The 24,606-nt window shown below is 48.6% G+C and carries 20 protein-coding genes and 2 tRNA genes; 15 read left to right on the forward strand and 7 right to left on the reverse strand.

What is annotated here, in order from left to right:
* A partial coding sequence (locus WBJ47_RS11445; RefSeq protein WP_422242728.1) for a DUF5801 repeats-in-toxin domain-containing protein occupies nt 1-3,260 on the forward strand: 3,260 nt, incomplete at its 5' end.
* An 83-nt stretch (nt 3,261-3,343) separates the two neighbouring features.
* Here WBJ47_RS11445 and WBJ47_RS11450 read toward each other — a convergent pair.
* Together WBJ47_RS11450 and WBJ47_RS11455 are read right to left on the reverse strand one after the other, a co-directional pair.
* Nucleotides 3,344-4,345, reverse strand: a complete 1,002-nt coding sequence (locus WBJ47_RS11450; protein WP_422242729.1) for a lysozyme inhibitor LprI family protein — start codon at nt 4,343-4,345, stop codon at nt 3,344-3,346.
* Complete coding sequence (locus WBJ47_RS11455; protein ID WP_422242730.1) at nt 4,345-5,913, reverse strand: inorganic phosphate transporter; 1,569 nt, start codon at nt 5,911-5,913, stop codon at nt 4,345-4,347. Before WBJ47_RS11455 ends, WBJ47_RS11450 begins: the two co-directional genes overlap by 1 nt.
* 168 nt (nt 5,914-6,081) lie before the next feature.
* On the opposite strand from WBJ47_RS11455, the gene WBJ47_RS11460 reads away from it, so the two are divergent.
* From WBJ47_RS11460 to nudC, 6 genes are all read left to right on the forward strand, one after another.
* A complete protein-coding gene (locus WBJ47_RS11460; protein ID WP_424585312.1) occupies nt 6,082-8,001 on the forward strand; it encodes a B12-binding domain-containing radical SAM protein in 1,920 nt (639 codons plus the stop codon).
* 49 nt (nt 8,002-8,050) lie between these two features.
* Complete coding sequence (locus WBJ47_RS11465; RefSeq protein WP_422242731.1) at nt 8,051-8,782, forward strand: aldolase; 732 nt, start codon at nt 8,051-8,053, stop codon at nt 8,780-8,782.
* 206 nt (nt 8,783-8,988) lie between these two features.
* A complete protein-coding gene (gene dctP, locus WBJ47_RS11470; protein ID WP_422242732.1) occupies nt 8,989-10,020 on the forward strand; it encodes a TRAP transporter substrate-binding protein DctP in 1,032 nt (343 codons plus the stop codon).
* Nucleotides 10,021-10,023: 3 nt separating this feature from the next.
* Entirely contained in the window at nt 10,024-10,608 is a 585-nt protein-coding gene (locus WBJ47_RS11475; RefSeq protein WP_422242733.1) for a TRAP transporter small permease, read from the forward strand.
* Entirely contained in the window at nt 10,601-11,878 is a 1,278-nt protein-coding gene (locus WBJ47_RS11480; protein WP_422242734.1) for a TRAP transporter large permease, read from the forward strand. Before WBJ47_RS11475 ends, WBJ47_RS11480 begins: the two co-directional genes overlap by 8 nt.
* Nucleotides 11,879-11,999: 121 nt before the next feature.
* Nucleotides 12,000-12,797 carry an NAD(+) diphosphatase gene (gene nudC / locus WBJ47_RS11485; protein WP_422242735.1) on the forward strand — a complete coding sequence of 266 codons (798 nt, stop codon included), beginning with the start codon at nt 12,000-12,002 and terminating at the stop codon, nt 12,795-12,797.
* Nucleotides 12,798-12,832: 35 nt separating this feature from the next.
* On the opposite strand, the gene WBJ47_RS11490 is transcribed toward nudC, so the two are convergent.
* The 4 genes from WBJ47_RS11490 to WBJ47_RS11505 all read right to left on the reverse strand — a co-directional run bounded on the left by WBJ47_RS11490 (nt 12,833) and on the right by WBJ47_RS11505 (nt 16,507).
* A complete protein-coding gene (locus WBJ47_RS11490) occupies nt 12,833-13,837 on the reverse strand; it encodes an asparaginase (protein ID WP_422242736.1) in 1,005 nt (334 codons plus the stop codon).
* Nucleotides 13,834-14,649 carry a hypothetical protein gene (locus WBJ47_RS11495; protein ID WP_422242737.1) on the reverse strand — a complete coding sequence of 272 codons (816 nt, stop codon included), beginning with the start codon at nt 14,647-14,649 and terminating at the stop codon, nt 13,834-13,836. The genes WBJ47_RS11490 and WBJ47_RS11495 overlap by 4 nt, the downstream gene beginning before the upstream one ends.
* 84 nt (nt 14,650-14,733) lie before the next feature.
* Nucleotides 14,734-15,516 (reverse strand): enoyl-CoA hydratase/isomerase family protein, encoded by a 783-nt coding sequence (locus WBJ47_RS11500; protein WP_422242738.1) that lies wholly within the window; start codon nt 15,514-15,516, stop codon nt 14,734-14,736.
* A gap of 49 nt (nt 15,517-15,565) precedes the next feature.
* On the reverse strand, nt 15,566-16,507 hold the full coding sequence (locus WBJ47_RS11505) for an AEC family transporter (protein WP_422242739.1): 942 nt from the start codon (nt 16,505-16,507) through the stop codon (nt 15,566-15,568).
* A 115-nt stretch (nt 16,508-16,622) separates the two neighbouring features.
* Here WBJ47_RS11505 and WBJ47_RS11510 point away from each other — a divergent pair, with 115 nt between their 5' ends.
* Nucleotides 16,623-17,090, forward strand: coding sequence for a GNAT family N-acetyltransferase (locus WBJ47_RS11510; protein ID WP_422242740.1), 468 nt, complete (start codon nt 16,623-16,625; stop codon nt 17,088-17,090).
* Between the two features lie 128 nt (nt 17,091-17,218).
* On the opposite strand, the gene WBJ47_RS11515 is transcribed toward WBJ47_RS11510, so the two are convergent.
* Nucleotides 17,219-17,303: transfer RNA gene (locus WBJ47_RS11515), tRNA-Leu, on the reverse strand.
* A gap of 45 nt (nt 17,304-17,348) precedes the next feature.
* On the opposite strand from WBJ47_RS11515, the gene rnr reads away from it, so the two are divergent.
* From rnr to WBJ47_RS11550, 7 genes are all read left to right on the forward strand, one after another.
* Nucleotides 17,349-19,838 carry a ribonuclease R gene (gene rnr, locus WBJ47_RS11520; protein ID WP_422242741.1) on the forward strand — a complete coding sequence of 830 codons (2,490 nt, stop codon included), beginning with the start codon at nt 17,349-17,351 and terminating at the stop codon, nt 19,836-19,838.
* Between the two features lie 10 nt (nt 19,839-19,848).
* The gene (gene rlmB, locus WBJ47_RS11525; protein WP_422242742.1) at nt 19,849-20,589 is read left to right on the forward strand and encodes a 23S rRNA (guanosine(2251)-2'-O)-methyltransferase RlmB; all 741 of its coding nucleotides are present in this window, start codon (nt 19,849-19,851) and stop codon (nt 20,587-20,589) included.
* Nucleotides 20,590-20,648: 59 nt separating this feature from the next.
* Nucleotides 20,649-21,896, forward strand: coding sequence for a cystathionine gamma-synthase family protein (locus WBJ47_RS11530; protein ID WP_422242743.1), 1,248 nt, complete (start codon nt 20,649-20,651; stop codon nt 21,894-21,896).
* Nucleotides 21,897-22,166: 270 nt separating this feature from the next.
* The gene (locus WBJ47_RS11535) at nt 22,167-22,439 is read left to right on the forward strand and encodes an HU family DNA-binding protein (RefSeq protein WP_422242744.1); all 273 of its coding nucleotides are present in this window, start codon (nt 22,167-22,169) and stop codon (nt 22,437-22,439) included.
* A 150-nt stretch (nt 22,440-22,589) separates the two neighbouring features.
* Nucleotides 22,590-22,665 (forward strand) — tRNA-Val (locus WBJ47_RS11540).
* 66 nt (nt 22,666-22,731) lie between these two features.
* Nucleotides 22,732-23,400, forward strand: a complete 669-nt coding sequence (locus tag WBJ47_RS11545; RefSeq protein ID WP_422242745.1) for a response regulator transcription factor — start codon at nt 22,732-22,734, stop codon at nt 23,398-23,400.
* A 76-nt stretch (nt 23,401-23,476) separates the two neighbouring features.
* On the forward strand, nt 23,477-24,541 hold the full coding sequence (locus tag WBJ47_RS11550; protein ID WP_422242746.1) for a sensor histidine kinase: 1,065 nt from the start codon (nt 23,477-23,479) through the stop codon (nt 24,539-24,541).
* Nucleotides 24,542-24,606: the final 65 nt, after the last annotated feature.

Below are 24,606 nucleotides of genomic sequence, written 5' to 3' on the forward strand. Positions count from 1 at the left end.
ACACCTCTGGCACACTTGGCTATGCGTATGGTGCAGACGGAGAGGGCTCGCTGAGCTGGCTCACAACCGGTGCGCCTGCTGGCTTTACTTACGAAGCCAGCGGTGATGATCTGTTGGTCAAGCAAGGTACGGTGACTGTCATGACCTTGACTCTGGATACAGAGACAGGTGCTTACTCTGTCACACAGAATGCCCCTGTGACACATCCTACGGGTCTGGATGAGAACAACGAGAGCTTGATTGTGAGCTACTCAGTCTCGGATGCCGATGGTGATGTGGCCGTGGGTCAGCTTGTGATTGTTGTCGATGATGACACCCCAGTGGTGACTGAGAATGAATTAGTGATTCTTGATGACGAAATTCTACCCGGTGGTGTACCTGGCGGTATTGGTGATATCTCCCCAGATACACAAAATACTAATGGCACACTGAGTCATAGCTTTGGGGCAGATGGTGCAGGTTCAATTTCTTGGCTATCGACTGGCGCACCCGCAGGATTTACTTACGAGGTGTCAGATAATAATCTCTACATCAAGCAGAGTTCCGTTACTGTTGTCACTGCAACTATTGATCCTATAACCGGTTCATACTCAACGATTCAAAATAGCAATATTTTGCATCCTCTTGGCTCCGCGGAAAACGATCAACTATTTGATATTGCCTACGCAGTCGTCGATGCAGATGGCGATTCCGTGACCGGTGGGTTGACAATCTTGGTCAACGACGACACACCAGAAGGTTCAAATAATCCCGTTGCAGTGTTTGATGATGATGCATTGCTGGGCGGTAATCCAGGAGGGGTAGGGGATGTCAGTCCAGATACAGCCTTTACATCCGGTCAACTGGATTACAAGTTTGGAGCTGACGGCGGTCTCATTACATGGTTGACTTCGGGAGCACCGGTTGGATTTACATACGAGTCATCTGGAACAGACTTGTTGATCAAGCAGGGTTCAACAACAGTCATGACTTTATCTGTCAATCCATTAAATGGTGATTACTCAGTCGTTCAGAATACTTCAATCATGCACACAGCAGGAATGAATGAAAATTCGCAAAACTTCACAGTTACTTATCATGTCACTGACAATGATGGTGATTTTGCATTGGGCCCTCTTTACATTGTCGTCAACGATGATACGCCCACCATCATCCGAAACAATGTCGTTCAACTTGATGATGACTTAATGCCAGGGGGCAATCCTGGCGGTCTCGGAGATGCTTCGCCCGATACAGTCAATACAACGGGAACCTTGGGTCATCTGTTTGGTGCGGATGGTGCGGGCTCGATCTCTTGGATGACAACAGGAGCACCAGCTGGATTTACATACGAAGCTTCTGGTGTAGATCTTTTGGTGAAGCAAGGCGCAACAACTGTTCTTACACTTTCTGTTGACACCTTAAGTGGAGCGTATTCTGTTGTTCAAAATGCTGCACTGATCCATCCTACGGGTTTGGATGAAAACAATCAGGCATTAATTATCAGCTATAGCGTCATGGATGCAGATGGTGATGCCGCTTCGGGACAGTTAGTGGTTGTTGTCAACGACGACACCCCAACCGTTACGCGCAATGAAGTTGTCATGTTTGATGATGACGCATTGTCAGGAGGTAATCCAAATGGTACGGGTGATATGAATCCTGACATAGAGTTTGCCAGTGGAACAGTAAACTTTAGTGCTGGTGCAGACGGTATTGGTTCAATTGAATGGCTAAATGCTGGGTCGCCTGCAGGATTTAGTTATCTTGTGAACGATGAGGTACTGCAAGTACTTCAGGGATCAGTGAACGTCATGACTTTAACGCTTGACAGTTTAACTGGTGAATATTCAGTTGTTCAAAACGCACCCATTCAACATGAAAATGACCTGAATGAAAATAACTTTGCCTTCATCGTGGGTTATAAAGTTCTTGATTCAGACAATGACTCGGCGATTGGTGAGCTTGTAATTGTTGTGAATGACGATACACCAGTTGTGTTGAATGTTGAAGATCTAGTGTTTGCGAATGCTGATAATCCAATTCCAGGTGGAACAAGTACATTTTCTTACTCGATTGGAGCGGATAGTCGAACAAGTTTCAGTGCTTTAAATTCTGATTTTCAAATGGATAGTCTAACTGGACAAGTTGGATTGAATTCAATCACAAATACCAGTATTACATGGATGTCAGAAAGTGCGACACAAGCTGAATTTATGCTTGAGTTTGATTATTTGCCGAGTGATTATTCAACAGATACCAAGCACGCTACGGGATCATTGAGTTTCAATAAAGTTGATGGTACTTATACTGTTTCCCTGTCTGAACCGATTCAGAGTTACTCGATTTTGACGACCTCTGAAGCGCTAAGTTACACAGGGTATCAGCCCGAAAGTTCATCTACGGATAATACTCAGCCAGCAGTCGCTGTTGCAGCACTTAGCAACAATGTTTATGCTCAGTTCACAGGTGTATCTGAGCCCGGTGGAGGTACTGGTAGCAATAATCTTCAGGCAGTTGGTGTAGATGGTAACGGTAATACCTTTACGAATGGAGAGCTCATCACACAAGCATCAACATGGGTGACAACTTCAAACTCAGCAAATGGTGTTGCTGGAGATACGATACAAAAGGGTGAGGTGTTAGATTTTGATTTGTTTAGTACTAATCCCTTTGGCTTTACGAATACTGCGCCTACAGCTTTTGCTAATGAATTGTTTTTGAAATTTGATGGCATTGGCACTGAGGATCTGGTTGTCATTCTTAAGCTAATCGATACCGATACCTCGGGCGAGACAACTAAGGCACTCATCATAGATAACGGAGATATTCTCAAGGTTGGGAATACTATCACTCCAACTTATGGAATTACGCTTGACAATAATGATGGTGCGGTGATCATCCAGTCAAACGACTTTAACGATGTAGGTGAAAACTATCTGATCTCAGGTGCTCAGGTTTTAGTTTCTACCGAAGGGTTGATTGGCTCTGGTATCAACTTTGTTAGCGATGTTGGAGAGCTTGGCGCAAGCACAGAGACTCAAAGCTTTGGTGCGGCAACGACCGATAATGACGTGATCAAAATATCAGACATCGGTTTGGTGACAAACGAGTCGGCTACGCTTGACCTCGCACTGGAGATTACTTTAGCTGTGAAAGACACGGATGCAGATGTGTCTGATACGCAGCAGCTAGGTATTGTTGTAGCAAGTGCTCCAGAAACCCTGATGGACCTTGCCGCTCACTCTGGTTCGATGGGTCTGGTGGAGCATCTTACCTGAGTGTGTATGACATAAAAATTTGATAGTGGTTATTTGGGGTGGATTTCTAGAATGTATATATTGCGCTGCAGCGCACTCACACGCTAAAGTCCACCCATTTTTTTGACCTGTTCAAGCGCATAGGGTGTTAATGTATTTTCTAAAGATTTCCAGCTAATGGTGACGCCGTCAAAGGCACGTGCAACATGAGGCAGGAAACCATCTACATCGATTCCTTTATTTGTAAAACAAAATGAAAATGAGGCTGATGGTTGAGCTGTGCTTGGGCGAAAATCAGAAACCATGCTGATGTCAAAATCTTTTTCGATTTTAGCTAGCTCAAGAAAGTGTGATTGTGTCGTACTTTCAAATATCTTTTGCCAAGTATTTCCTGTAAATACATCAGATATTTTTAAAGGTCTTTCCTTTTCAATTGAAAATACACCGCATTCGGTATCGCTGGTTGGATATGCTCCAGTAAAGGCTTCACTGAATATTTTTTTATACAGCCAGTCGGGAGATGCTTGTGAGAGCTGAATGTCATAACTTTCTGTTCCACGCTCTTCAGGCAAATCTGCTTTGTCTTTAAAATTCAAATAGTGATTGAGTCGAATGCCGATCGGTGATTCATCATCGACTTGCATGTATTTTCGCTCAATCACATAAACCATTTCTTGCGGTTTTGATACGCGAATATGGTTATCGATAGCGATATAGGTTTTATAGCCTGCGATTATTTTTCCTGTAGACGATAGGTCTTTAATGCGTTCGTTATAAGATTTAATTAGACAACTAGTAGCTTCTTGATGACTAACGACTGACGCATTCATATCCACAAAACAGTAGGTCGCTATAAATCGAAGCCAAGATCTTTGGCTTGAGATCAGAATTTTGTCGGCTGTAGGGGAAAGTTTCGAGCGAGCCGTCTTGTATTCAAATGCAAGCTTTTCATCTAAACTGGATAGCGATGCATCTGGGCAAATCGCTTTCTCCATTGTGCTTCTCGCCTTTGTGCAGTCAAAGCTTGCGGCGTGAACATAGGTTGTAAAAAAAAAGTTGTAAAAAGTTAAAAATATTATTGGAATGATGTTAGCGGTTTTAATCATTATTTTCCTGTTAATGACACCAAATAAAAAATCCCGGCAGCCATTAAGGCCGAGGCGGGAACGGTGATAATCCAAGCAGCAAAAATTTTATAAACCGCGGAGCGTTTGACCAACTCTTCGCGGTAAACACGCTTCATTTTTTTGCGTTCTTTCTTTGAAAGCAATACCTCCGCTTCATTGATCTTGAGTTGTTTCAAGATTGATTTTTTGCTAGCCATATCTGCTTGTGAAAATTTAAGCAAAAACTGCTCTACCATTTCTTTGTCCTCGCCTGAGTGGTGCATCCTGATGTACTCAATCATGCGAGCATATTGTGTTTTCAGTCGTTCACGTAAAAATCCAACTCCGAATATTCCTCCAATCGCAATATGCGTGGAGCTCACAGGGAGTCCGAGCTGCGAAGCGACAATGACCGTGATCGATGCGGACATTGCAATGCAAAAAGCACGCATTTGATCGAGTTCTGTGATTTCTCCACCTACGGTACGAATCAGCTTTGGACCATAAAGTGTTAGACCTAAAGAGATGCCAAGTGCACCCACGATCATGACCCATAAGGGGATGTCGGCTTTAGTAGAGACACTGCCTTGAATAACAGTGTCGACGATCGCAGCGAGCGGTCCAACAGCATTGGCGACGTCATTAGCACCATGCGCAAAACTTAATAGCGCGGCTGAAAAAATCAGTGGAACTGTAAATAAGGAGTTGATGCCTGCTTTGTTGGGCTCAATGGATTTCGCGCGCAGATTGACAAGGGGCCGGACCATCAGCCAGGTCAATACACCAATCACAATGCCGATGACAGCGGCTGTTAAAAAATCGACTTTCCAGATTTTGTTTAAACCTTTCAAAATCAAGTAGGTTGTAAAGGCGCACGACATGATTCCAATTAAGAGCGGAACGGTTCGTTTGGCCGCTGCAATCATGTCGGTCTGATATGTGATGGAGCGTTTGATCCAATAAAGAAATCCAGCTGCAACGAGGCCACCCAAAAGAGGGGATACGACCCAGCTCAATACAATGCCGCCCATGACAGGCCAATTGACCACATTAATGCCACCTGCAGCAAGGCCTGCACCGAGCACCGCGCCAACAATGGAGTGCGTCGTCGAGACAGGCGCGCCCACCATTGTTGCAAAATTTAGCCAGAGCGCACCGGCTAACAGTGCGGAGGTCATGACCCAGATAAAGCGATTGCCGTCGGTAATCATTTTTTGATCAATGATGCCGCCTCGGATCGTTGAGACAACATCTCCGCCTGCGACGAGAGCCCCCATCATTTCAAATACTGCAGCGATGATGATGGCCGAGGTCATGGTCAGTGACTTTGAGCCTACGGCGGGCGCGACGTTATTCGCGACATCGTTGGCCCCGATATTCATGGCCATATAGCCAGCAATCATGGCGGCGATGATCAGAATCGAGCCCTGGGTACCAGAGACCTCTAAATTGACAGTCGTGTAGAGCATGATGGCTAGAACAAATAGCAGTCCCATGCCGAGCTTAAAGATTTCTTTTTGGCCGCGACTGCTGGCTTTTTGTAGGTCTGCTATGTTTTTGAACTCCACGCTCTGTCCTATATTTTTATTTCACACGATTTTGTTGGCGTTTGGATTATACGATTGTGGCTAGCAAGTTGATTTAATTCAGTAAATTCATCTTCGCACAGGGCTTTTTATGCTTGGCATGATCAAATTTCAACATATACTGACCCCCTCTGAAATGCGTCAATCAATATGTCTAATGCCAATGTTGTGACTTTGCGTGTGTTGTCTGTTATCCCGCCGATGACTCAGCTCAACACGCCTTATCCCTCAACAGCATATTTGACGGGTTTTTTGCGTTCGCGCAACATCCATGCTGTGCAAGAGGACCTTGCCCTTGCCTTAGTATTACGTCTGCTCAGCGAAACAGGACTCGAACAAGTCGCCACTCAAGTCAAGGCAATCGCTCCTCGTCAGCGAAGCCATTCTCTCCAGGCCTTTGTTGCCCAACAAAATCGCTATCTCAGCACCATTGATGCCGTCATTGCCTTCTTACAAGGTCGAGACTCAACGCTGGCCCATCGTATCGTTAGTCGTCAGTATTTGCCTGAGGGACCACGCTTTGCCGCGCTTGATGCCTATGTCGATGACGAATCCGTAGATCCTTTGGGCTGGGCCTTTGGTGCGCTCGGGATGCAGGATCGTGCCAAGCATTTAGCGACGCTCTACCTCAACGATCTTGCTGATGTTCTACGCGATGCGGTTGATTCACGCTTTGAGTTTGTGCGCTATGGCGAGTCACTGGCTGCGAGTCAGGCGACATTCGAGCCCTTGGCGCTTGCTTTAGCAGCACCGCCCTCACTCGTGGATGATTATTTAAAAGAACTCACGCTTGAGGCCCTTGCGCGTCATAAGCCTACAGTCGTGTTGCTTTCGGTGCCGTTCCCCGGTACGGTCTATGCCGCATTCAGAATTGCGCAGACGATTAAAGCCCATCATCCCGCAATCAAAATCATCTTAGGTGGCGGTTTCGTCAATACGGAACTGCGCGCGCTCAAAGAACCCAGAGTGTTTGATTATTTTGATTTCGTGACGCTGGATGCGGGTGAACGACCTTTACTTTCCTTGCTGGATCATTTGTCAGGCAAGCGATCGCAGCAACGTCTGGTGAGGACATTTTTACGCGACGCCGAAACGGGTGTCGTGCGCTACATCAACATGGTCGAACCTGAGGTTCCTTTCGAGGAAGTCGGGACGCCAACTTGGGATGGTTTGCCGCTTTCCGACTATTTGTCATTGTTAGATATGCTCAATCCCATGCATCGGCTGTGGAGTGATGGTCGCTGGAACAAACTGACCGTCGCTCACGGCTGTTATTGGAAAAAATGTAGCTTTTGTGATGTGAGTCTGGATTACATCGGACGTTATGAAACCGCCTCCGCGGAGGTCTTGGCTGATCGCATTGAGGCAATTGTTCGCGAAACCGGTCAGACTGGTTTTCATTTTGTTGATGAAGCCGCTCCACCAAAAGCATTAAAGTCTCTCGCCTTAGAGTTGATCAAGCGAAATCTCAATATCTCCTGGTGGGGCAACATTCGTTTTGAAAAAACGTTCACGCCAGAGCTCTGCCAGTTGCTGGCGCAAAGCGGTTGTATCGCGGTCTCAGGTGGTTTAGAAGTCGCTTCAGATCGCTTGCTCAATTTGATGAAAAAAGGTGTATCGGTCGATCAGGTCGCAAGAGTGACACGCGCCTTTAGTGACGCAGGCATTTTGGTACATGCGTATTTGATGTATGGTTTTCCGACCCAGACCGTCCGCGATACCGTGGATGCCTTGGAGTATGTGCGTCAGTTATTTGCCAATGGCTGTATTCAAAGTGGTTTTTTCCACCGCTTTACTTGTACGGTCCATTCTCCTGTGGGGCTGAATCCTTCTGAGTACGGGGTCACACTTGAGACGCTGCCACCGACAAGTTTTGCCAAAAATGATGTGGGTTTTACTGATCCCACCAATGTCGACCACGCAGCATTGGGGGTAGGGCTTCGAAAAGCGATCTACAACTATATGCACGGCATAGGACTCGAAGAAGATGTACGCAGTTGGTTTACTTTCAAAGTGCCACGTGCTTCTGTCAACCATGACTATATAGAGCGGGCGCTTGATACAAAGTGAGGCCATTTTCGAGCCATAGGCGTTAAAAAATCATTACGGGAGAAGATGAATGACAAGAAACATGCACGAAGAAGACTTTGAGTCCACAGAGATCCGCGCGTTGCGCGAGGATTTAGCCTTGGCACTGCGCGCTGCCGCTCATCATGGCTTGTCAGAAGGGGTTTGTAACCATTTCAGCGTTGAAATTCCTGATGATAGCGGGCGTTTTTTGCTCAACCCAAGAGGATTGCTCTGGAGTGAGATCCAAGCCGAAGATATCGTCATGATTGATGAGCATGGTGAAATTTTGGCAGGTCGCCATCCTGTTGAGCCAACCGCCATGTACATCCATGCTGCAGTGCATCGGATTGCTAAAAAAACCTGCGTGCTGCATACGCACATGCCTTATGCCACGGCGTTGACTTTGACGCGACAACGCGCGCTCGATACAACACTGTCACAAAATGCCATGCGTTTTCATGGTCGCGTCGCCATTGATGCGCATTACAACGGCTTAGCGCTAGATGCGGGTGAGGGCGAGCGTATCGCGCATGCCATGCAAGGCGCGGATGTGGTGTTTTTAGGTAATCACGGCGTTGTAGTCTGTGGTGATCGCGTGGACTATGCCTACGACGATCTGTATTTTTTAGAGCGTGCCTGCATGATGCAAGTGCTTGCAATGTCTTCTGGTTTATCGCTTGAGCCGGTTGATGCAAATCTTGCTCAGCGGGTCGGTGAGCAAACTCTTGGTGAAAGATTGCAATCAGAATTATTTTTTAAGGCCTTGGGGCGTACGATTTAAGATGTGAAATTGGTAACGAAATGTTTCCTGTTCCTTGCATCTCTTCTCTGGTTTAAGAGATGGATGCCTTCTTTTTACTTAGTAGTTTCCCCATGTTTCCCTATGAAGTAGGGTAATCATTATTTACATAACAAGGCTATTTCGTTACAGTCTGCCCGCGTCTAGTTCAGAGCCTGAACTAGACTTCATTTTTTCAAGGAAATCACATGTCCTCTTTATCCGTAAAACTCATGACTGCGTCGTTTGCAGTTTTGGCGTCGGCGTTGGTAGCTACACCAGCCTCGGCTCAGGAAAAACTCCGCATTGCGCTTGACACGAACCCAGTTCATGTCCGTAACAAAGGCGTGGAAATTTTCGTCGAAGAATTGAAAAAACGCACGGGTAACCGTTTTGCGATTGAAGTCTACCCAAGCGGCCAGTTGTTCCGTGATCGTGACGTACCCCGCGCGCTGCGTCAGGACGCAGTAGAAATGGCTGTTCCAGGTACCTGGCAGCTTGACAGTGCCGAGCCAAATGCCGCACTGCAAAGTCTTCCCATGTTTTATGGCGTTGAAGAAGCCACCGTTCATAAAGTCATGGATGGCAAACTTGGTCAGTTCCTGAATAAAAAATTCGAAGAGCGCATGCGCGTTAAGATCTTGGGTAAGTGGATGGATTTGGGTTTTCAAAACACCTACACCATCAACAAAGAAATCAAGACCTATGCTGACATGAAAGGCATGAAGATCCGTTATCCCGGTGGTACGGCGAATGCTCAGCGCATCACAACACTTGGTGCTACAGCATTGCTTGTGCCATGGCCAGATGTTCCATTGGCGATGAGCCAGGGCGTGATGGATGGTTTGTTGACCACTTACGAAAGCAGCTTCTCCTCCAAGTTGATGGACTCGGGTATGAAGTACTCTTTCGAAGACAGAAACCAGTTCAACCAGTACGTACCGATGATGCGTGCCAACTTCTTTAACAAGCAGCCCAAAGAAGTGCAGCAGGCTATTCTTGAGTCATGGGATATCGCTGCTACTCAAGAGCGTAAAAATGCTGCGGCCGCTCAACTCAAGGCTAAAGAAGTACTGGTCAAAGCTGGTTTGAAAGTTGTCATTCCAACGCCTGAGCAAGTTTTGGGTGCACGCCGTGAATTGATGAAGATCCAGCCTGAGCTCGTCAAGAGCATCAAGATGGACAACGACGTTGTCGAAGAAGCTCTCAAAAACCTCAAAGAAGCAGGCGTGGCGTTCTAAATTATGCAAGCAAAAGACACAGTTCAGGCAGCTGAGCCCACTGGCAATCGACTCTATGAGACGTTACGCCAAAAAGCTCAGGCTGACCTCGAGGCGGAAGCCCATGATGTACCCGAATCCCACCCCATCGAATCTTTGGTGGTGGGGGGCTTAGCCACGCTGGCCTTGGTGATGTGTTCCTATAACGTCATTGTTAGACTGGTTGCGCCCTCGATGACACTGGACTTTGTCGAAGAAGTGCAGGTTTACATGGTGATCTGGGCGGTTTTTTTATCGCTCGGTACCGTGACCTTGATGGATCGTCATGTAAAGTCAGACTTCTTTATTAATATGTTCCCACCTAAACTTAAGCACGGTGTCGAAGTTCTGGCAGACGTGCTGGGTTTGATTTTCTGCGTGTTTGCCGTGTATTACGGATCTGCCGTGGCCTATCAGGCTTGGGACTTCGGTGATGTCTCGACGACGATGCTGCGTATGCCGTTGTGGATTTACTTTGCAGCATTACCGGCAGGTTCTTTTGTAATGGGTCTGGCTTACATCGTGCGTCTTTATCGTAAATGGTTCAAGCGGGAGCAGCAGCATGCTTAGTTTCTTTTCTCCCGTTTTTATTATTCTTTTGATTCTCGGGGTCCCCATTTTTTTGACAATGGGTTTGACATCTGGTTTGGTATTTGCGACTGAAGGTAGTTTGGTTCCGTTGGCTCAAAAAATTATTGATGAGCTCAATTCCCCAACTCTGCTGGCCGTCCCATATTTTGTGATTGCGGCCACGTTCATGGAACGCGGTGGGGTTGCAAAAGCGTTGATCAATGCTGCAACGGCCTGGATTGGGCGTGTCCACGGTGGTTTGGGTCTTGTCTCCGTGTTGACATGCGCAATTTTTGCTGCCATGTGCGGATCTTCTGTGGCGACTGCGATTGCGATGGGTACCATCATGATCCCAGCCATGCTTCGTAATGGCTACAACCCAGCTTTTGCTGGTGGTATCTTGGTTTCAGCCGGGACGCTGGGTATTTTGATTCCACCTTCACTTGCTTTTGTAGTTTATGGAGTACTTGCAGACGCATCGATTCCCCGCTTGTTTTTGGGAGGTGTCATTCCTGGCCTGATTAGTGCCACGATGATGGGTATATACGTTTATTTCTTCAGCAAGAAACATGGTTATGTTGATCGTGTACCCATGCCACGTGAAGAAAAAATTAAAAAGACCCTTAACGCCATTCCTGCTTTACTCGTGCCTGTTGTGGTGTTGGGCGGTTTGTATGGTGGTTTTGTCACGTTGACAGAAACGGCTGCTTTATCCGCAGTCGTAGCAATTGCTTTGGCCTTATTTGTCTATCGTGAAGTCAAAGCGCGTGACTTTTTAAAAGTGATGACGCATGCAGTGCGCAGTGCCGCGGCGATCATGATTATCATCGCGATGGCGCTGGCTTTCGGCCATTTGATTACAGAAACAGGAGTTGCGCAAAAGACGCTGGATTTTGTTAAAGGTCTGGATATTCAGCCTTGGCAGTTTTTGCTCGCTGTCAACATTCTCCTGATCTTCCTGGGTATGTTCCTTGAGGTCTTTTCGATCTTGTTGATTATGGTGCCGATTGTCTTGCCTTTGCTTGAGCCACTCGGTATTGATCCGATTCATTTCGGTGTCATGCTCGTGATCAACATGGAGTTGGCGCTGATGTCGCCACCTGTAGGCTTGAATCTGTTCGTAATTAGTAACATTTCCAAAATCCCCTTGGCTCAGGTGTTGCGTGGCACGATGCCATTCTTCTTCTTGATGGTCGGTTTGTTGCTGGTCGTGACCTATATTCCTATTATCTCGACATGGCTACCTAATCTGATGATGGGACCTGGCTAAGTTTTATTCTGCCTAGATTTCAAAAGCCCCCTCGCTGGAAACGGTGATGGGGCTTTTGTTTATCTCTTTGATTGATGAAGACATACAATGACGTCAAATAATTTATACCAAGTGAGACAAAATGAGTGACTTAAGTTATTGGTTAATCCGCTGTGGCAATCAGGTATTGATTTCTGTTGATGCACAAGGCAACGAAGCCTTTCCTCAAGCTCGTCGAGCGGATTTTGGTGATCTGATTGAGGCGCTTCATATTGGCCAATTGAATGGATCAGCCTGTTATGCGATAGAAACGGACAATATTCCTTCTCACATCACGGGTGAGTTGCGTCCAGTTCGCAGCTTGTTTGCTTCGGCAGGTCCGGAGATTTTTGCCTTAGCTGGTCGCGGGACACAGATGATTGATTGGCAAAAAAATCATCGTTTCTGTGGCCATTGCGGTACCCCAACGGTGATGAAAAAAACTGAGTATGCACTTGAGTGTCCCTCCTGTCGTCTAGTGGCCTACCCACGCATTTCACCCGCCGTTATGGTGTTGATTGAGCGTGGACACGAACTCATGTTGGCGCGCAGCCCACATTTCCGTCCTGGTGTTTTTAGTGCGTTAGCTGGCTTTGTTGAAGCAGGTGAAACGCTCGAGCAGTGTGCGGTGCGCGAGGTGCGCGAAGAAGTTGGTTTGGAAATCAGCAATTTGCGCTACTTCACGAGCCAATCCTGGCCATTTCCCAATTCGCTGATGGTGGCATTTTATGCAGATTATGCTGGCGGAGAGATCACCCCCGATCCGACCGAGATTGAGGCGGCAGGTTGGTTTTCACGCGAAGAACTTCCGCCCTTGCCAGAGCATGTCAGCATTGCGAGGCAGCTGATCGATGCCTCTTGTCGTCTGTACACTGCGCAGCGATTCATCACTGCGCAGTAATTTGAACAGACTCATTGATGAAACGAATGTAACTTTTAATATGTATCAAACATCCGCTGAATCTCGGCCCGATCTTGGGTCTTGGTCAGCGCCATGGCTAAAAGAATGCGTGTTTTTTGAGGGGTGAGGTTGTCAGCTTGAATAAAGCCAGCCTCGCGCATTTTGCTGGGGGCAAAGGTACGTCCTGAGCCCGCCCGGGATGAAATGGCAACAGCTACGCCTTGCTTGACTGCAGCTTCCATCGCAATAAACTCTTCTGGTGACAGTAGCCCCGGCGCAAACGCCGCACCGACAATACCGCGCGCACCTGCCGCGATAAAGGCCTGAACAGCCACACCATCGCCACCTGCATAGCTATAAGCGATATCGACTCGGGGGAGTTGAGCTATCTCGCGCAGATCAAACTCTGTATCAGGTGTGCGACGTCTCGTCGGGCTGCGATAGATGACAATTCTGTCACCATCCACATGACCGAGCGCACCAAAGTCTGGAGACCGAAACGTCTGCAGGCGTCCGTTGGAGGTTTTCGTGACATCACGTGCTGCTTGAATCTCGTCGTTCAGACAAATCATCACGCCGAGGTTTTGTGCCTCAGGGCATGCAGCCAAGCGCACTGCGTTGTAAATATTCATACCGGCATCTGTCGATAAAGCACTGGCAGGGCGCTGCGCACCTGTCAACACAACAGGAATACTGGTGTTGAGACCTAAGTTCAACGCATAGGCAGTCTCTTCCATCGAAGAAGTGCCATGCAAAATCACGATACCTGCGAGATCCTGATGTTCCTGGATGAGCTTGCTAATGACCTCAGCAAGTTTTTTCCAATGAGGAAAGCTCACAGCAGTGGACAGCAAGGTATCAAAAGCCACAGGGAGGACATTGGCAACGGTCTTGGCTTGCGGAAACTTTTCCAACATACCGTGCGCGTCGAGTCTGGTGCCGGTGGAGCTGTATTCAAACACATCAAGTTCGCCCAGGATACTGAGCGAAGTGATCGTGCCACCTGTGCTAATCAGTGCAACTTTTGGTTTTGTTGTCATTTCCGTTCCATGATCCAAGTAATATTTTTCTCGCCTTTGAACTGCAGGCGTCCGTCTGGCAGCAAGTTTGCACTAATGGGGTGAAATTTTCCATCTTGATAGACTTGCTGACCCTCAAAGGAATTTTTTCCTGTCGCGCGAAGAATGATGATTTCATCCCCCACTTTAAATTTTGCACTGTTGGTGGCGGTTGCTGTGCCTAGACCGTTTTCAAGTGTATAGCCGTATTTCCATTTTGTACTGACCCAATGTCCGTTGAGCGTTGAAACGGGTCCAGTTGCAGGGCCTTTGCGCATTGGCGTGACAACTAAAGCACTGCCCAAGCCTGCGGATTCGCATTGACGAACGGAGTAAGCGATGCCTTGGTCCATGATGTAGTAATTGCCACAGTCACCTGAACCTTGATAATCAGCATCCGAGGTATCTATTATCCTAAATGTGCTGTCGCTGAGAGACTTGAGTTTGGATTCCAATACATCCACTAGTTTTTTTTCTCCAGCTAAATAGTTGGCATCCATGTTTTGATCGTTGGCTCGTAGGGCGTCACGCATAGTTTGAAGCGTCGCGAGCATTTCTTTCTTGGTTGTCGTGCCTGAATAAAATCCGACGCACCCTGCATGTTGTCCCGTCGGCGCTTTGCCTACCCATTTGCAAATTTTGCCCGCGTCAATAATATTTTTTGGGGTGACGATGAGTTGACCATCGGCTGAGTCCCAGAAACCAAGCCACTGCTCATTAATCTGTTGTGCCGTTGCGCCTGAAGTGATGCAGGACAGGGCTAGGACGAAGGCGGATAAAAATATCTGACGCATATTTAGATTCTCGGTTTGGTGTCAATTTGGAAATTATATAAAAATAATTTAAGCAATCAGCGTGGCCAGCCGAAGTGAGTGCTCTCAGAGCCCTTTAAAAATAGCGGGACGCTTGTCTTTCCATGCTGCAGCCCCTTCCTTGATATCGTCTGAGCGTTCGGAATGGAGCACAGCTTGCTGGATAGTCACCTCGTCTAATTGTCCGCGCACAATGAGATTGAGGTGCTTTTTAATACCGAGTAGCGCAAGCGGTGCCATCGAGGCCAATTGTTGTGTGAGAGCGTCTACACGCGGACCCAGTTGTTCGGGTTCAACCAGTTCAGTCAAAAATCCGATCTCTTGCATTTCTGGCGCTTCGATTTTTTCAGCAGTCAAAAATAGTCTTTTCGCCTGATTCAGTCCCAGTCGCGTGATGTAACGCACCATGCCGCCCGGATAAAAATGTAGCCCCAATTTTGCCGCGGGCATAAACATATTGGCAGCGGTGCTCCCTACGCGAAAATCACAGGCCAGGCAAAGATCGGTACCGCCACCGTAGACCCCGCCGTTAATCGCAGCGACAGTCACAGGTCGTGCCTGCTCGATCAGGTCGACGATTTCACCAAAGTAGAGGGACGAGGGCGCGCTCTCAGCGGCCAGTGAGGAAATATCGTAACCACTACAAAAATATTTTCCGTCTGCGATCAATCGCAACACCAGTACTTGTGGTGCTTGATTGACGGCATGGATGTGTGATTGGATGATGGCTAGATCAGAAGGGCTCAGGCGATTGGCATAGCTAGGGTTGCACAGGCGGATCGTAGCGATCGCTCCCTCGATGGTCAGCACCGGTGAGGTGGCTGTGACAGTTGCAGAGGGTTCAGACATGGTGAGCGCCTAGAAAAATGTTTGATAAAGTTGTTTGAAAAAAGGGATCTCAAAGTTCTTGGCTGATCCAGGCAACAAGTGCCGAGATCGTAACAACAGATAAAACAGTTGAGACCAGAATTGCGCGTGCGCTGGCCGCGGCATCGCGTTGATAGAGTTGAGACATCATAAAAGGTCCGGTCCCAACAGGCAGTGCCGCGGCCAGAATCGCGACTAGCGCCCATGTTTTTGGCACGTCAAACACAAACAACACTAAAAGTGCAGTCAGCGCAGGCTGAAATAAGAGTTTGAACAGAACAATACGCATTACCTCAGGGCCTGCGCGTTGCTCTGAAGTCTGCCCAAGAAACAGTCCGATGGCGATCAAAGCGCAGGGTGTGGAGGCATCGCCTAACAAGCTGATGTAACGCATGGCCGGTGCTGGCATCGGCCACTGCAAGACTGACCACAGAACACCCAAGATCGGGGCCACTAATAGTGGGTTGCGCAGCATGGAGTAAAGGACTTTTTTAATGGCTGGCAAAATCCCAGAGTGATCCAGTCTCAGCAACTCGGCAAGCATGATTGTCATGGCAAAGAGCAAAGAAACGGTAAAGACGGCTGTAATCACCGATGGGGCTAACCCCTCCTTGCCAAACACCATCAGGCAGAGTGGTATGCCCATAAAACCAGCATTCCCATACGCAGCACTCATACTATTGATCAGTCTATCAAGGGGAGGGATGTGTTTGTCTCTTGAGACAAGCGCATATAAGCCTGCGGTGCCAAACATACCCAAGGCGAAGGACCAAAAAAAACCTGGTTGAGCGAGGTCTGACAGCTCGACATTCGACATGGCGGCAAAAAGTTGCGCAGGCAGTGCGAGGTAAATCACAAAGCTGTTGAGGCCCTCACGGCTGGAGGAGCCGAGTAAATTGCGCTTGGTGCAGACCCATCCCGTCAGGATCAGGGCAAATACCGGAAAAGCAGCGTCAATGACCGCAGCAAACATAGCCCGACATAATAGAAAATTTAAGGTGCCCAAGTGTAGCGCGTTGGTTCGGGATTCATGCGCGTTGAGGTCAACTCAGACATAATACAAAAATAGACCGTCAAAGGAATGTTGAGTGAAACACGAAAATTTTCAGACGCATGCTTCGGCTGTTCAAGTGCAACTAGGCTCGTGGTCCGAGTTGCGTGACCAAGCGTGCGCGATTCGATTTGAGGTTTTTGTCGAGGAACAACAGGTTCCCATTGCCGAAGAGCTCGACGCAATGGATGCACAATGCTTGCATGCTCTGGCCTTCAGTCCCCAAGGTGATGCTGTCGCGACAGGGCGTCTGCTTCCGGATGGTCATATTGGCCGTATGGCAGTCAAGCTATCAGAGCGAAAAAAGGGTGTTGGCGCGGCGGTTTTACACGCGCTGATTCAGGCGGCACAAGATAGGGGTTTCAAAGAGGTTGTGCTTGGCGCTCAGCTTCACGCCAAAGGCTTTTACCTCAAACAAGGCTTCGTCGAGTTTGGGGAGGTCTTTTTAGATGCCAATATTGAACACGTGATGATGAAAAAAACACTGATTGCGCTTGCTGGATAAAGAAACATCACTAAGCTTTGAGATAATAAAAAACCCCAAAATCTAATAAAAGAGTTTTGAGGTTAGTTATTTTGCTGATAAAGCGCTGAAGATCATTAAAGCAACAGGTATTTTGCTTTACACTTCAATGGTGCCCAGGAGAGGACTCGAACCTCCACACCTTGCGGCACACGGACCTGAACCGTGCGCGTCTACCAATTCCGCCACCTGGGCCTATCTGTACTTCTGAAGCACCGAATTATAAGCGAGATTCAAACTTTGGCAAATCGCCTTCCTCCTCATTCCAAGAACGGTCGCCCCAGCGCAGCCACCCCAGAACTTCCTCCTGACTTTGATCCAGATGTTCCAAGTCGCGAAGAAATCTTAGAGTCCTTGCGTACCGCACTTGTGCCGCTCTCTCCCGAAGACCTTGCGACGCGACTCGGTCTCGAGTCTCCGGAAACCCTCAAGGGCTTTGACCGTCGGCTTGCCGCAATGGAGCGCGATGGTCAGTTGTTGCCCAACCGTAAAGGCGTTCTCTTGCTGGCAAATAAACTGGACTTTGTCGCAGGACGAGTCCAGGGGCATCGCGATGGCTTCGGATTTTTGGTGCGTGATGGAGGGGGGCCAGACCTTTTTCTATCTCCCCGTGAGATGCTCAAGGTGTTGCACGGCGATCGCGTACTCGTCAAGCCAACCGGCGAATACCGTGGTAAGCCTGAGGCTACCATTGTTGAAGTGATTGAGCGTCGCACCAATCGTTTAGTCGGTCGCTTTCTAAACGAGCGCGGCATGACAATCGTGGTTCCCGAAGATCAACGCATCAAGCACGATGTGTTGATTCCTCCTGCGGATACAGGCGGTGCACAACACGGTCAAGTCGTGTCCGTCGACATTATTGAACAGCCTACGCGTCATACCCAGCCGTTAGGTCGCGTGGCGGAGATTCTCGGTGAAATCGACGACCCAGGCATGGAAATCGAAATTGCGGTCCGCAAGTTTGATGTGCCGGTCGAATTTTCTGATGCGGCCTGGCGTCAAACTGAAAAATTACCCGATACCGTGCGTAAACAAGATCTCAAAGATCGTGTTGATTTGCGCGATGTGGCGTTTATTACGATTGACGGTGAAGATGCCCGCGATTTTGATGATGCGGTGTATTGTGAAGAAGTCGATCTAGGCTCCGGACGTAAACGTCCTGCTTGGCGCTTATTAGTTGCCATTGCAGATGTGAGCCACTATGTGACACCCGAGGATGCCTTAGATATCGATGCGCGTACCCGTGGCACGAGTGTGTATTTTCCACGCCGTGTGATTCCGATGTTGCCCGAAAAGCTCTCCAATGGTTTGTGCTCACTCAAGCCACAGGTAGACAGACTGGTGTTGGTTTGCGATATGGTGATCCCGCTTACGGGCACTAAAGCCGGCACTGTGGCGGCCTACCAGTTTTACAATGCGGTGATTCATTCGCATGCACGGACTACATACAACCAAGTCTGGGAAACACTGCAGCAACCTCAAGGACCTGCGGCACGCAGTCTTGCCCATGTCACTCCGCACATACAAAGTTTGTACTCAGTATTTCAGCTCTTGCAGCAAGCTCGCAAAGAGCGGGGCGCGATTGATTTTGATACGGTTGAGACCAAAATTGTTTGTAACGAACTCGGACGTATCGAAAAGATTATTGGTTTGGTGCGTAACGATGCGCACCGACTGATCGAAGAATGCATGCTTGCGGCCAACACTTGCGCGGCTGATTTTATGGGGCGTAGCAAGCACATCGGCTTGTATCGAGTGCATGAGGGACCCACGACCGACAAGCTCAAGTCTTTGCGAGAGTTTTTAAAAACGCTTGGGTTAAGTCTAGGCGGGGGAGCCGAGCCAACAGCTAAAGATTACGGCGAGTTACTCGACAAGGCGCGTGCGCGCCCCGATTACGCTTTGTTGCAAACGATGTGTTTGCGATCGATGCAACAGGCCATTTACGGTCCTGACAATATGGGTCACTTCGGTCTGTCATATCCCGCCTACACCCACTTTACTTCGCCTATCCGTCGCTATCCTGATTTGCTCACGCATCGCGTCATTAAAGCCCTGCTCAAGGGCGTGCGTTATCAGCCAGCTTTACATGGCTTTGTCGCAGCTCCGGGAGCCACCCAGCAAGAGTACGAGCACGATTTATGGGAAAGACTGGGGCTGATGTTGTCAGGCACCGAACGTCGTGCTGACGAGGCCTCACGCGATGTGGAAGCATGGCTCAAATGTTGGTTTGTGAAAGAACGCGTCGGCGAGACCTTTAGTGGTCGAGTAACTGGCGTGGCGAGCTTTGGCATTTTTGTCACACTGGACACGTTGCATGTAGAAGGCATGGTGCATGTCTCGGAGCTGGGTACTGAGTATTTCCAGTTCAATGAGTCGTTGCATGAATTGCGGGGTGAACGCACAGGTATACGTTTTCGTCTGACTGACGCGGTGCAAGTTCAAGTGGCGCGAGTCGATCTAGAGGCGCGACGTATTGAGTTTCGACTTGTAACCGGTACCAGTTTTGTGGCCTTGCGTAAAGCCTCTGCGCGTCCTGATGACTCCGTTGCTCGCCGTGTTAAAAAGGCGGCCCCGACAAAACCCGCTGAATTGCAAGGGAAAGTCGCCAGTGTGCGGCGCGCCGAAGCAAAGAAAGCGGTCAAACAAGAAACTGCGCGGCCAAGCAAAAAATTGCTAAAAGCCACTAAAGGCGCAGGTGTTAAAAAATCAGCTCGCAAAGGGCGTTAGGAATTATTGAATGGCAGCTACTCAAATGCTCGCAGGTTTTCACGCAGTGATCGCCCGTCTTAGACAGGCGCCCGAGACGATCCGCGAGGTGTATGTCGAAACGCAACGTAAAGACAAGCGCATGCAGTCTCTGATTGATCAAGTGAGCAAGGCAGGGCGCCCTGTTCACTTGGTGGGTGCGGACCGTCTGGATGGTCTGGCCGGTGGATCACGACACCAAGGTGTTGTTGCCGTTGCTGATGCGCGTAAGCTCGCCGATGACTTGGACGATGTTCTGGATGGAGTTGAGGGTCCTGCTCTGCTCTTGATTTTGGATGGTGTGACGGATCCGCACAACCTTGGCGCATGCTTGCGCACAGCAGATGCTGCTGGTGTGCATGCCGTCGTGGCACCCAGAGATCGCGCAGTCGGACTCAACACAACCGTGCAACGCGTGGCTTGCGGCGCGGCAGAGTCTGTTCCCTACATTATGGTGACCAACTTGGCACGCACCATGCGTGACCTTAAAGATCGCGATATCTGGTTAGTGGGAACCGATGATCAGGCGCCTGAAGGTATTCATCAGATTCAAGGTAAGCGTGCGATGGGTTGGGTCATGGGGGCCGAAGGTGAGGGCATGCGTCGCCTGACGCGCGAGACATGCGATGAGCTTGTTCACATCCCTATGCTGGGAAGCGTTGAGAGCTTGAACGTCAGCGTTGCGACTGCAGTGTGCTTATATGAAACTGTTCGTCAGCGCGGCGTCAAATAAATCGATGATTTCATCTACTAAACTAGCACTTTGTCTCACTGTTTTTTGAGTATTTTTTCATGGCTAAGCACGGATTTACCACTAACATTTTGCATGGCGATCGTCGACTGTCTGTCGAGCATGGCGCTGTGCACAAGCCTATTCATACCTCTTCGCAATATGCATATCCGGATGCAAGAGAATTGGCGGCTGTTTTTCAAGGCAAGCCTGGATACACCTACGCGAGACAAGGTACGCCCACCACGGATGCTTTAGAAAAAAAGATTACGACGATGGAAGGCGGTGTGGCGAGCCTCAGCTTTGCAACAGGAATGGGCGCACTTGCTGCACTGTTCACAACTTTGCTCAAAGCAGGCGATCACCTGATCTCCAGTCAGTTCATTTTTGGAAACACCAATAGCTTGTTTGGAACGCTGGAGTTGCTTGGTATTGAGCTGACGCTTGTGGACCCGACGGATATTTCAGCTGTGGCTGCGGCGATTCGACCAAATACGCGCATGGTCTTTACCGAAACGATCGCCAATCCAGGTACTCAGATTGCTGATCTCGAGGCGATTGGTGCACTGTGTGCGGAGCGTGGTTTGATCTACGTTGTTGACAATACCTTGACCTCGCCTTGGCTATTCAAGCCTGCGTCTGTGGGGGCTTCTTTTGTGATGAATTCCTTGTCCAAGCATATTGGTGGTCACGCCCACGCTTTGGGTGGTGCGCTCACGGATACGGGTCTTTTTGACTGGGCAAAATGTCCCAATATTTTGGATGTTTATAAAAAGGGTCCTGTGTCAGGTTGGGGGCTCACTCAAATCAAGAAAAAAGGACTTCGCGATATGGGGGCAACCCTTTCAGCGGATGCCGCTCATCGCATTGCCGTAGGGGCCGAGACACTGTCCTTGAGATTGGGGAAAATATGTAGCAATGCGCTGGCGATTGCGACATATTTGTCTAAACACCCTAGCGTGGCAAAAGTTGCCTACCCAGGTTTATCCTCCCACCCGCAGCATGAGCGCGCCAAAAAACTTTTTAATGGCGGCTTCGGCAATTTGATTGCCTTTGAGTTGGCGGATGGTATCGATAGCTTTGACTTTCTCAATCACCTTGAAATTGTGATTTTGGCGACACATGTGGGTGACACACGTAGCTTGGCTCTTCCTGCTGCGCAAACAATTTATTATGAAATGGGTCCTGACTTGCGGGCAAAAATGGGGATCGCTGAGGGTTTGATTCGTCTGTCTGTTGGGATCGAAGATGAGGCGGATTTAATCCAAGACTTTTCCCAGGCTTTTGACAAATGTCAAAAATTAATTTGACCCTTCATGTTTAAATTGGCATGCTTTTAACGCATTTTTTTATTTGATGCTAGCGTTGAATGAACAGAGTGTGGCAAAGCTTCAATAAATTCTTTCTTTTTCTTACATTCAAGTAAGTTGCGGTTGATACGGTGATTTTTTCTTGACAGCCGCAGCGTCTCAAGGCTTAATGATGGCATGTGCTGTTGCTGTTAGATTGCACTAAATGATTACGGCACAGATGATAAAAAACGTCTGGCTTTTTTTAACACCACTAGAGGTATCTCTAATATGAACAAAACCGAATTGATCGAACACATCGCCACCAAGGCTGACATCTCCAAGGCTGCTGCTGGTCGCTCACTTGATGCGATGATTGCTGCTGTCAAGACAACCCTCAAAAAGGGTGGCACTGTGACTTTGGTCGGTTTCGGCACTTTTGCCGTGACAGCTCGCGCTGCTCGCACAGGTCGTAACCCACGTACAGGCGAAGCCATCAAGATCAAAAAAGCCAAAGTGCCTAAGTTCCGTCCAGGCAAGGCTCTGAAAGACGCAGTCAACTAAGACTCGCTTTCAGTTGCTAAAACAATGCGGTTCGCTATAATGCGATCCGCATTGTTTTTTTTTAGTGTTATTTGATGTTCCCTCGTTTTTGTTTGTACACCTTTGTATCCGCTTAGCATTGCGATTACGACTGTTTGTCACAACATGATGGGGTGCTTAGCTCAGTTGGTAGAGCGGCGCCTTTACACGGCGTAGGTCACAGGTTCGAGTCCTGTAGCACCCACCACCCAATATCTCCCCCTCAGTGTTCATATTCACAGAAAGTGCTCTTTCTGAGAGTAAAATCTTTCGTATGAGAGTATTACTAATTGAAGATGACGCAACACTAGGACGGGCTCTTCAAGAGTTCCTGACTAGTCAGGGCTACGCCGTTGACTGGCTCGCGGATGGCAAGCGAGCACTGCTGGCGATCAAAAACTATTCGTATGATTTAGTGGTTCTGGATCTGAATCTCCCTGATATGGATGGCTTGGAGGTCTTGCAGACTTTTCGCCTCGAAGGACGCTACATCCCCGTGCTTGTCTTGACCGCACGAGATGCTTTGGCTGATCGCGTTGCCGGTCTTGATGCCGGAGCCGATGACTATCTCTCAAAACCCTTCGAGCTCGATGAACTTGCTGCCCGCGTTCGTGCTTTTGCCCGCAGACACCTCGGAACCGTTGTGCCCATCGTTGAGTTTGGGTCGATTCGTTTTGATACCGTTCATCGCGAAATCCGTGTGGCAGGCGAGTTATTGACTGTTTCTGTTCGAGAAATGTCTGTACTGGAAATGCTGTTGTCTCGCGCGGAAAAAGTTGTCACAAAACAGCAAATTACCCAAGCACTTTCTGCAATGGATGCAGACTTTAGTGAAAATGCAGTCGAGGTTTACATTTACAGGCTGCGAAAAAGACTGGAAGGGTTGGGCGTTGCCATTAAAACCATCCGTGGATTTGGCTACATGTTAGAGCTTGAGGCCTAGCTTCCATGCGTTTGGTCACCTTTTGGAAATCTTCTTTGCCTGGTGCTCTCGCGTGAAGTTGCCTCTAAAGGGATCAATGGCCCGGCTATTGATCCTTCGTCTATTACCCCCCATCATCGCTCTCGTTCTTTTAGACCAGGCCGTAACTTGGGTCGTCTCTTATAAACTTGATACAGATGAGTGGCAGCGCGAAGATATTTTTTGGCTGATGGTGGCGGGTCAAGCACTTTTAATTGGATTGTTAGTCTGGGTCGTCATCAGAGCCGTCCATCGAAGCATGGCTTCTGTGGAAAAACTCTCTGAACAAATTGCGCAGCGTTCTGCGCAGGACCTTGGTCGAATGGAAGTTCATGACTTGCCGACTGAGTTCGATCAACTGCTCACCCATACCAATGCATTATTTGCCCGTTTAAATGATACTTTTGAAGCGCAACGACGTTTTGTGGGGCACGCTGCACATCAACTCAAAACCCCTCTCACAGGTTTAAAACTCGAATCTGAGTTGATGCTGGCGCAGCCCTTGACGCCAGACATTCGTGAACGCGCAGAGCGCATTAAAAATGTGACTGACCGGATGATTCGACTAGGCACACAATTATTGCTCCTTGCACGCGTCGATCCTGAGGGGCGCCCCCAAGATCATTTCGTTCTTTTGGACCTGTCTGAGTGGACACGTACGTGTGGTGCTGAGTGGCTTGAGCGGGCACAGGCATGTCATATCGATTTGCAACTTGAGGCACCCGAGCACCCTGTTTGGATTGAAGGGGATCCCATTTTGCTCAGAGAACTTTTGGGTAATTTGATTGATAACTCGATCCGTTACGCCAAGGGTGCGAAACGCATTCGGCTGATCGTGACTGAGACACCACCGACTTTATCCGTCGAGGACGATGGCTGTGGAATCAGCTTGGCTGATCAAAGTAGGGTGTTCGATGCCTTTTATCGTGCTTCCGATGCGTTAGAGGGAGGCTCCGGGCTTGGTCTGGCTCTGGTGCGCGAGATTGCGCGTGCCCATGGTGCTTGGTGGAATCTGGTGAGTGTTCCGCTCTTATCTGGCGTCAAGATTACAGTGTTATTTCCAGGACTTCGCAAGGGCGCCCAGCTCAATCGCTTGGAGCGTTTGAGTCAATTCCAGATATAAAAAATGCCCTCAGTCAAATCTTGCTGAGGGCATTACTTTCTCACTAAACTAATTTTGACTCTCAA

This window comes from Zwartia sp. (assembly GCF_049655405.1).
Taxonomy (GTDB): Bacteria; Pseudomonadota; Gammaproteobacteria; order Burkholderiales; family Burkholderiaceae_B; genus Zwartia.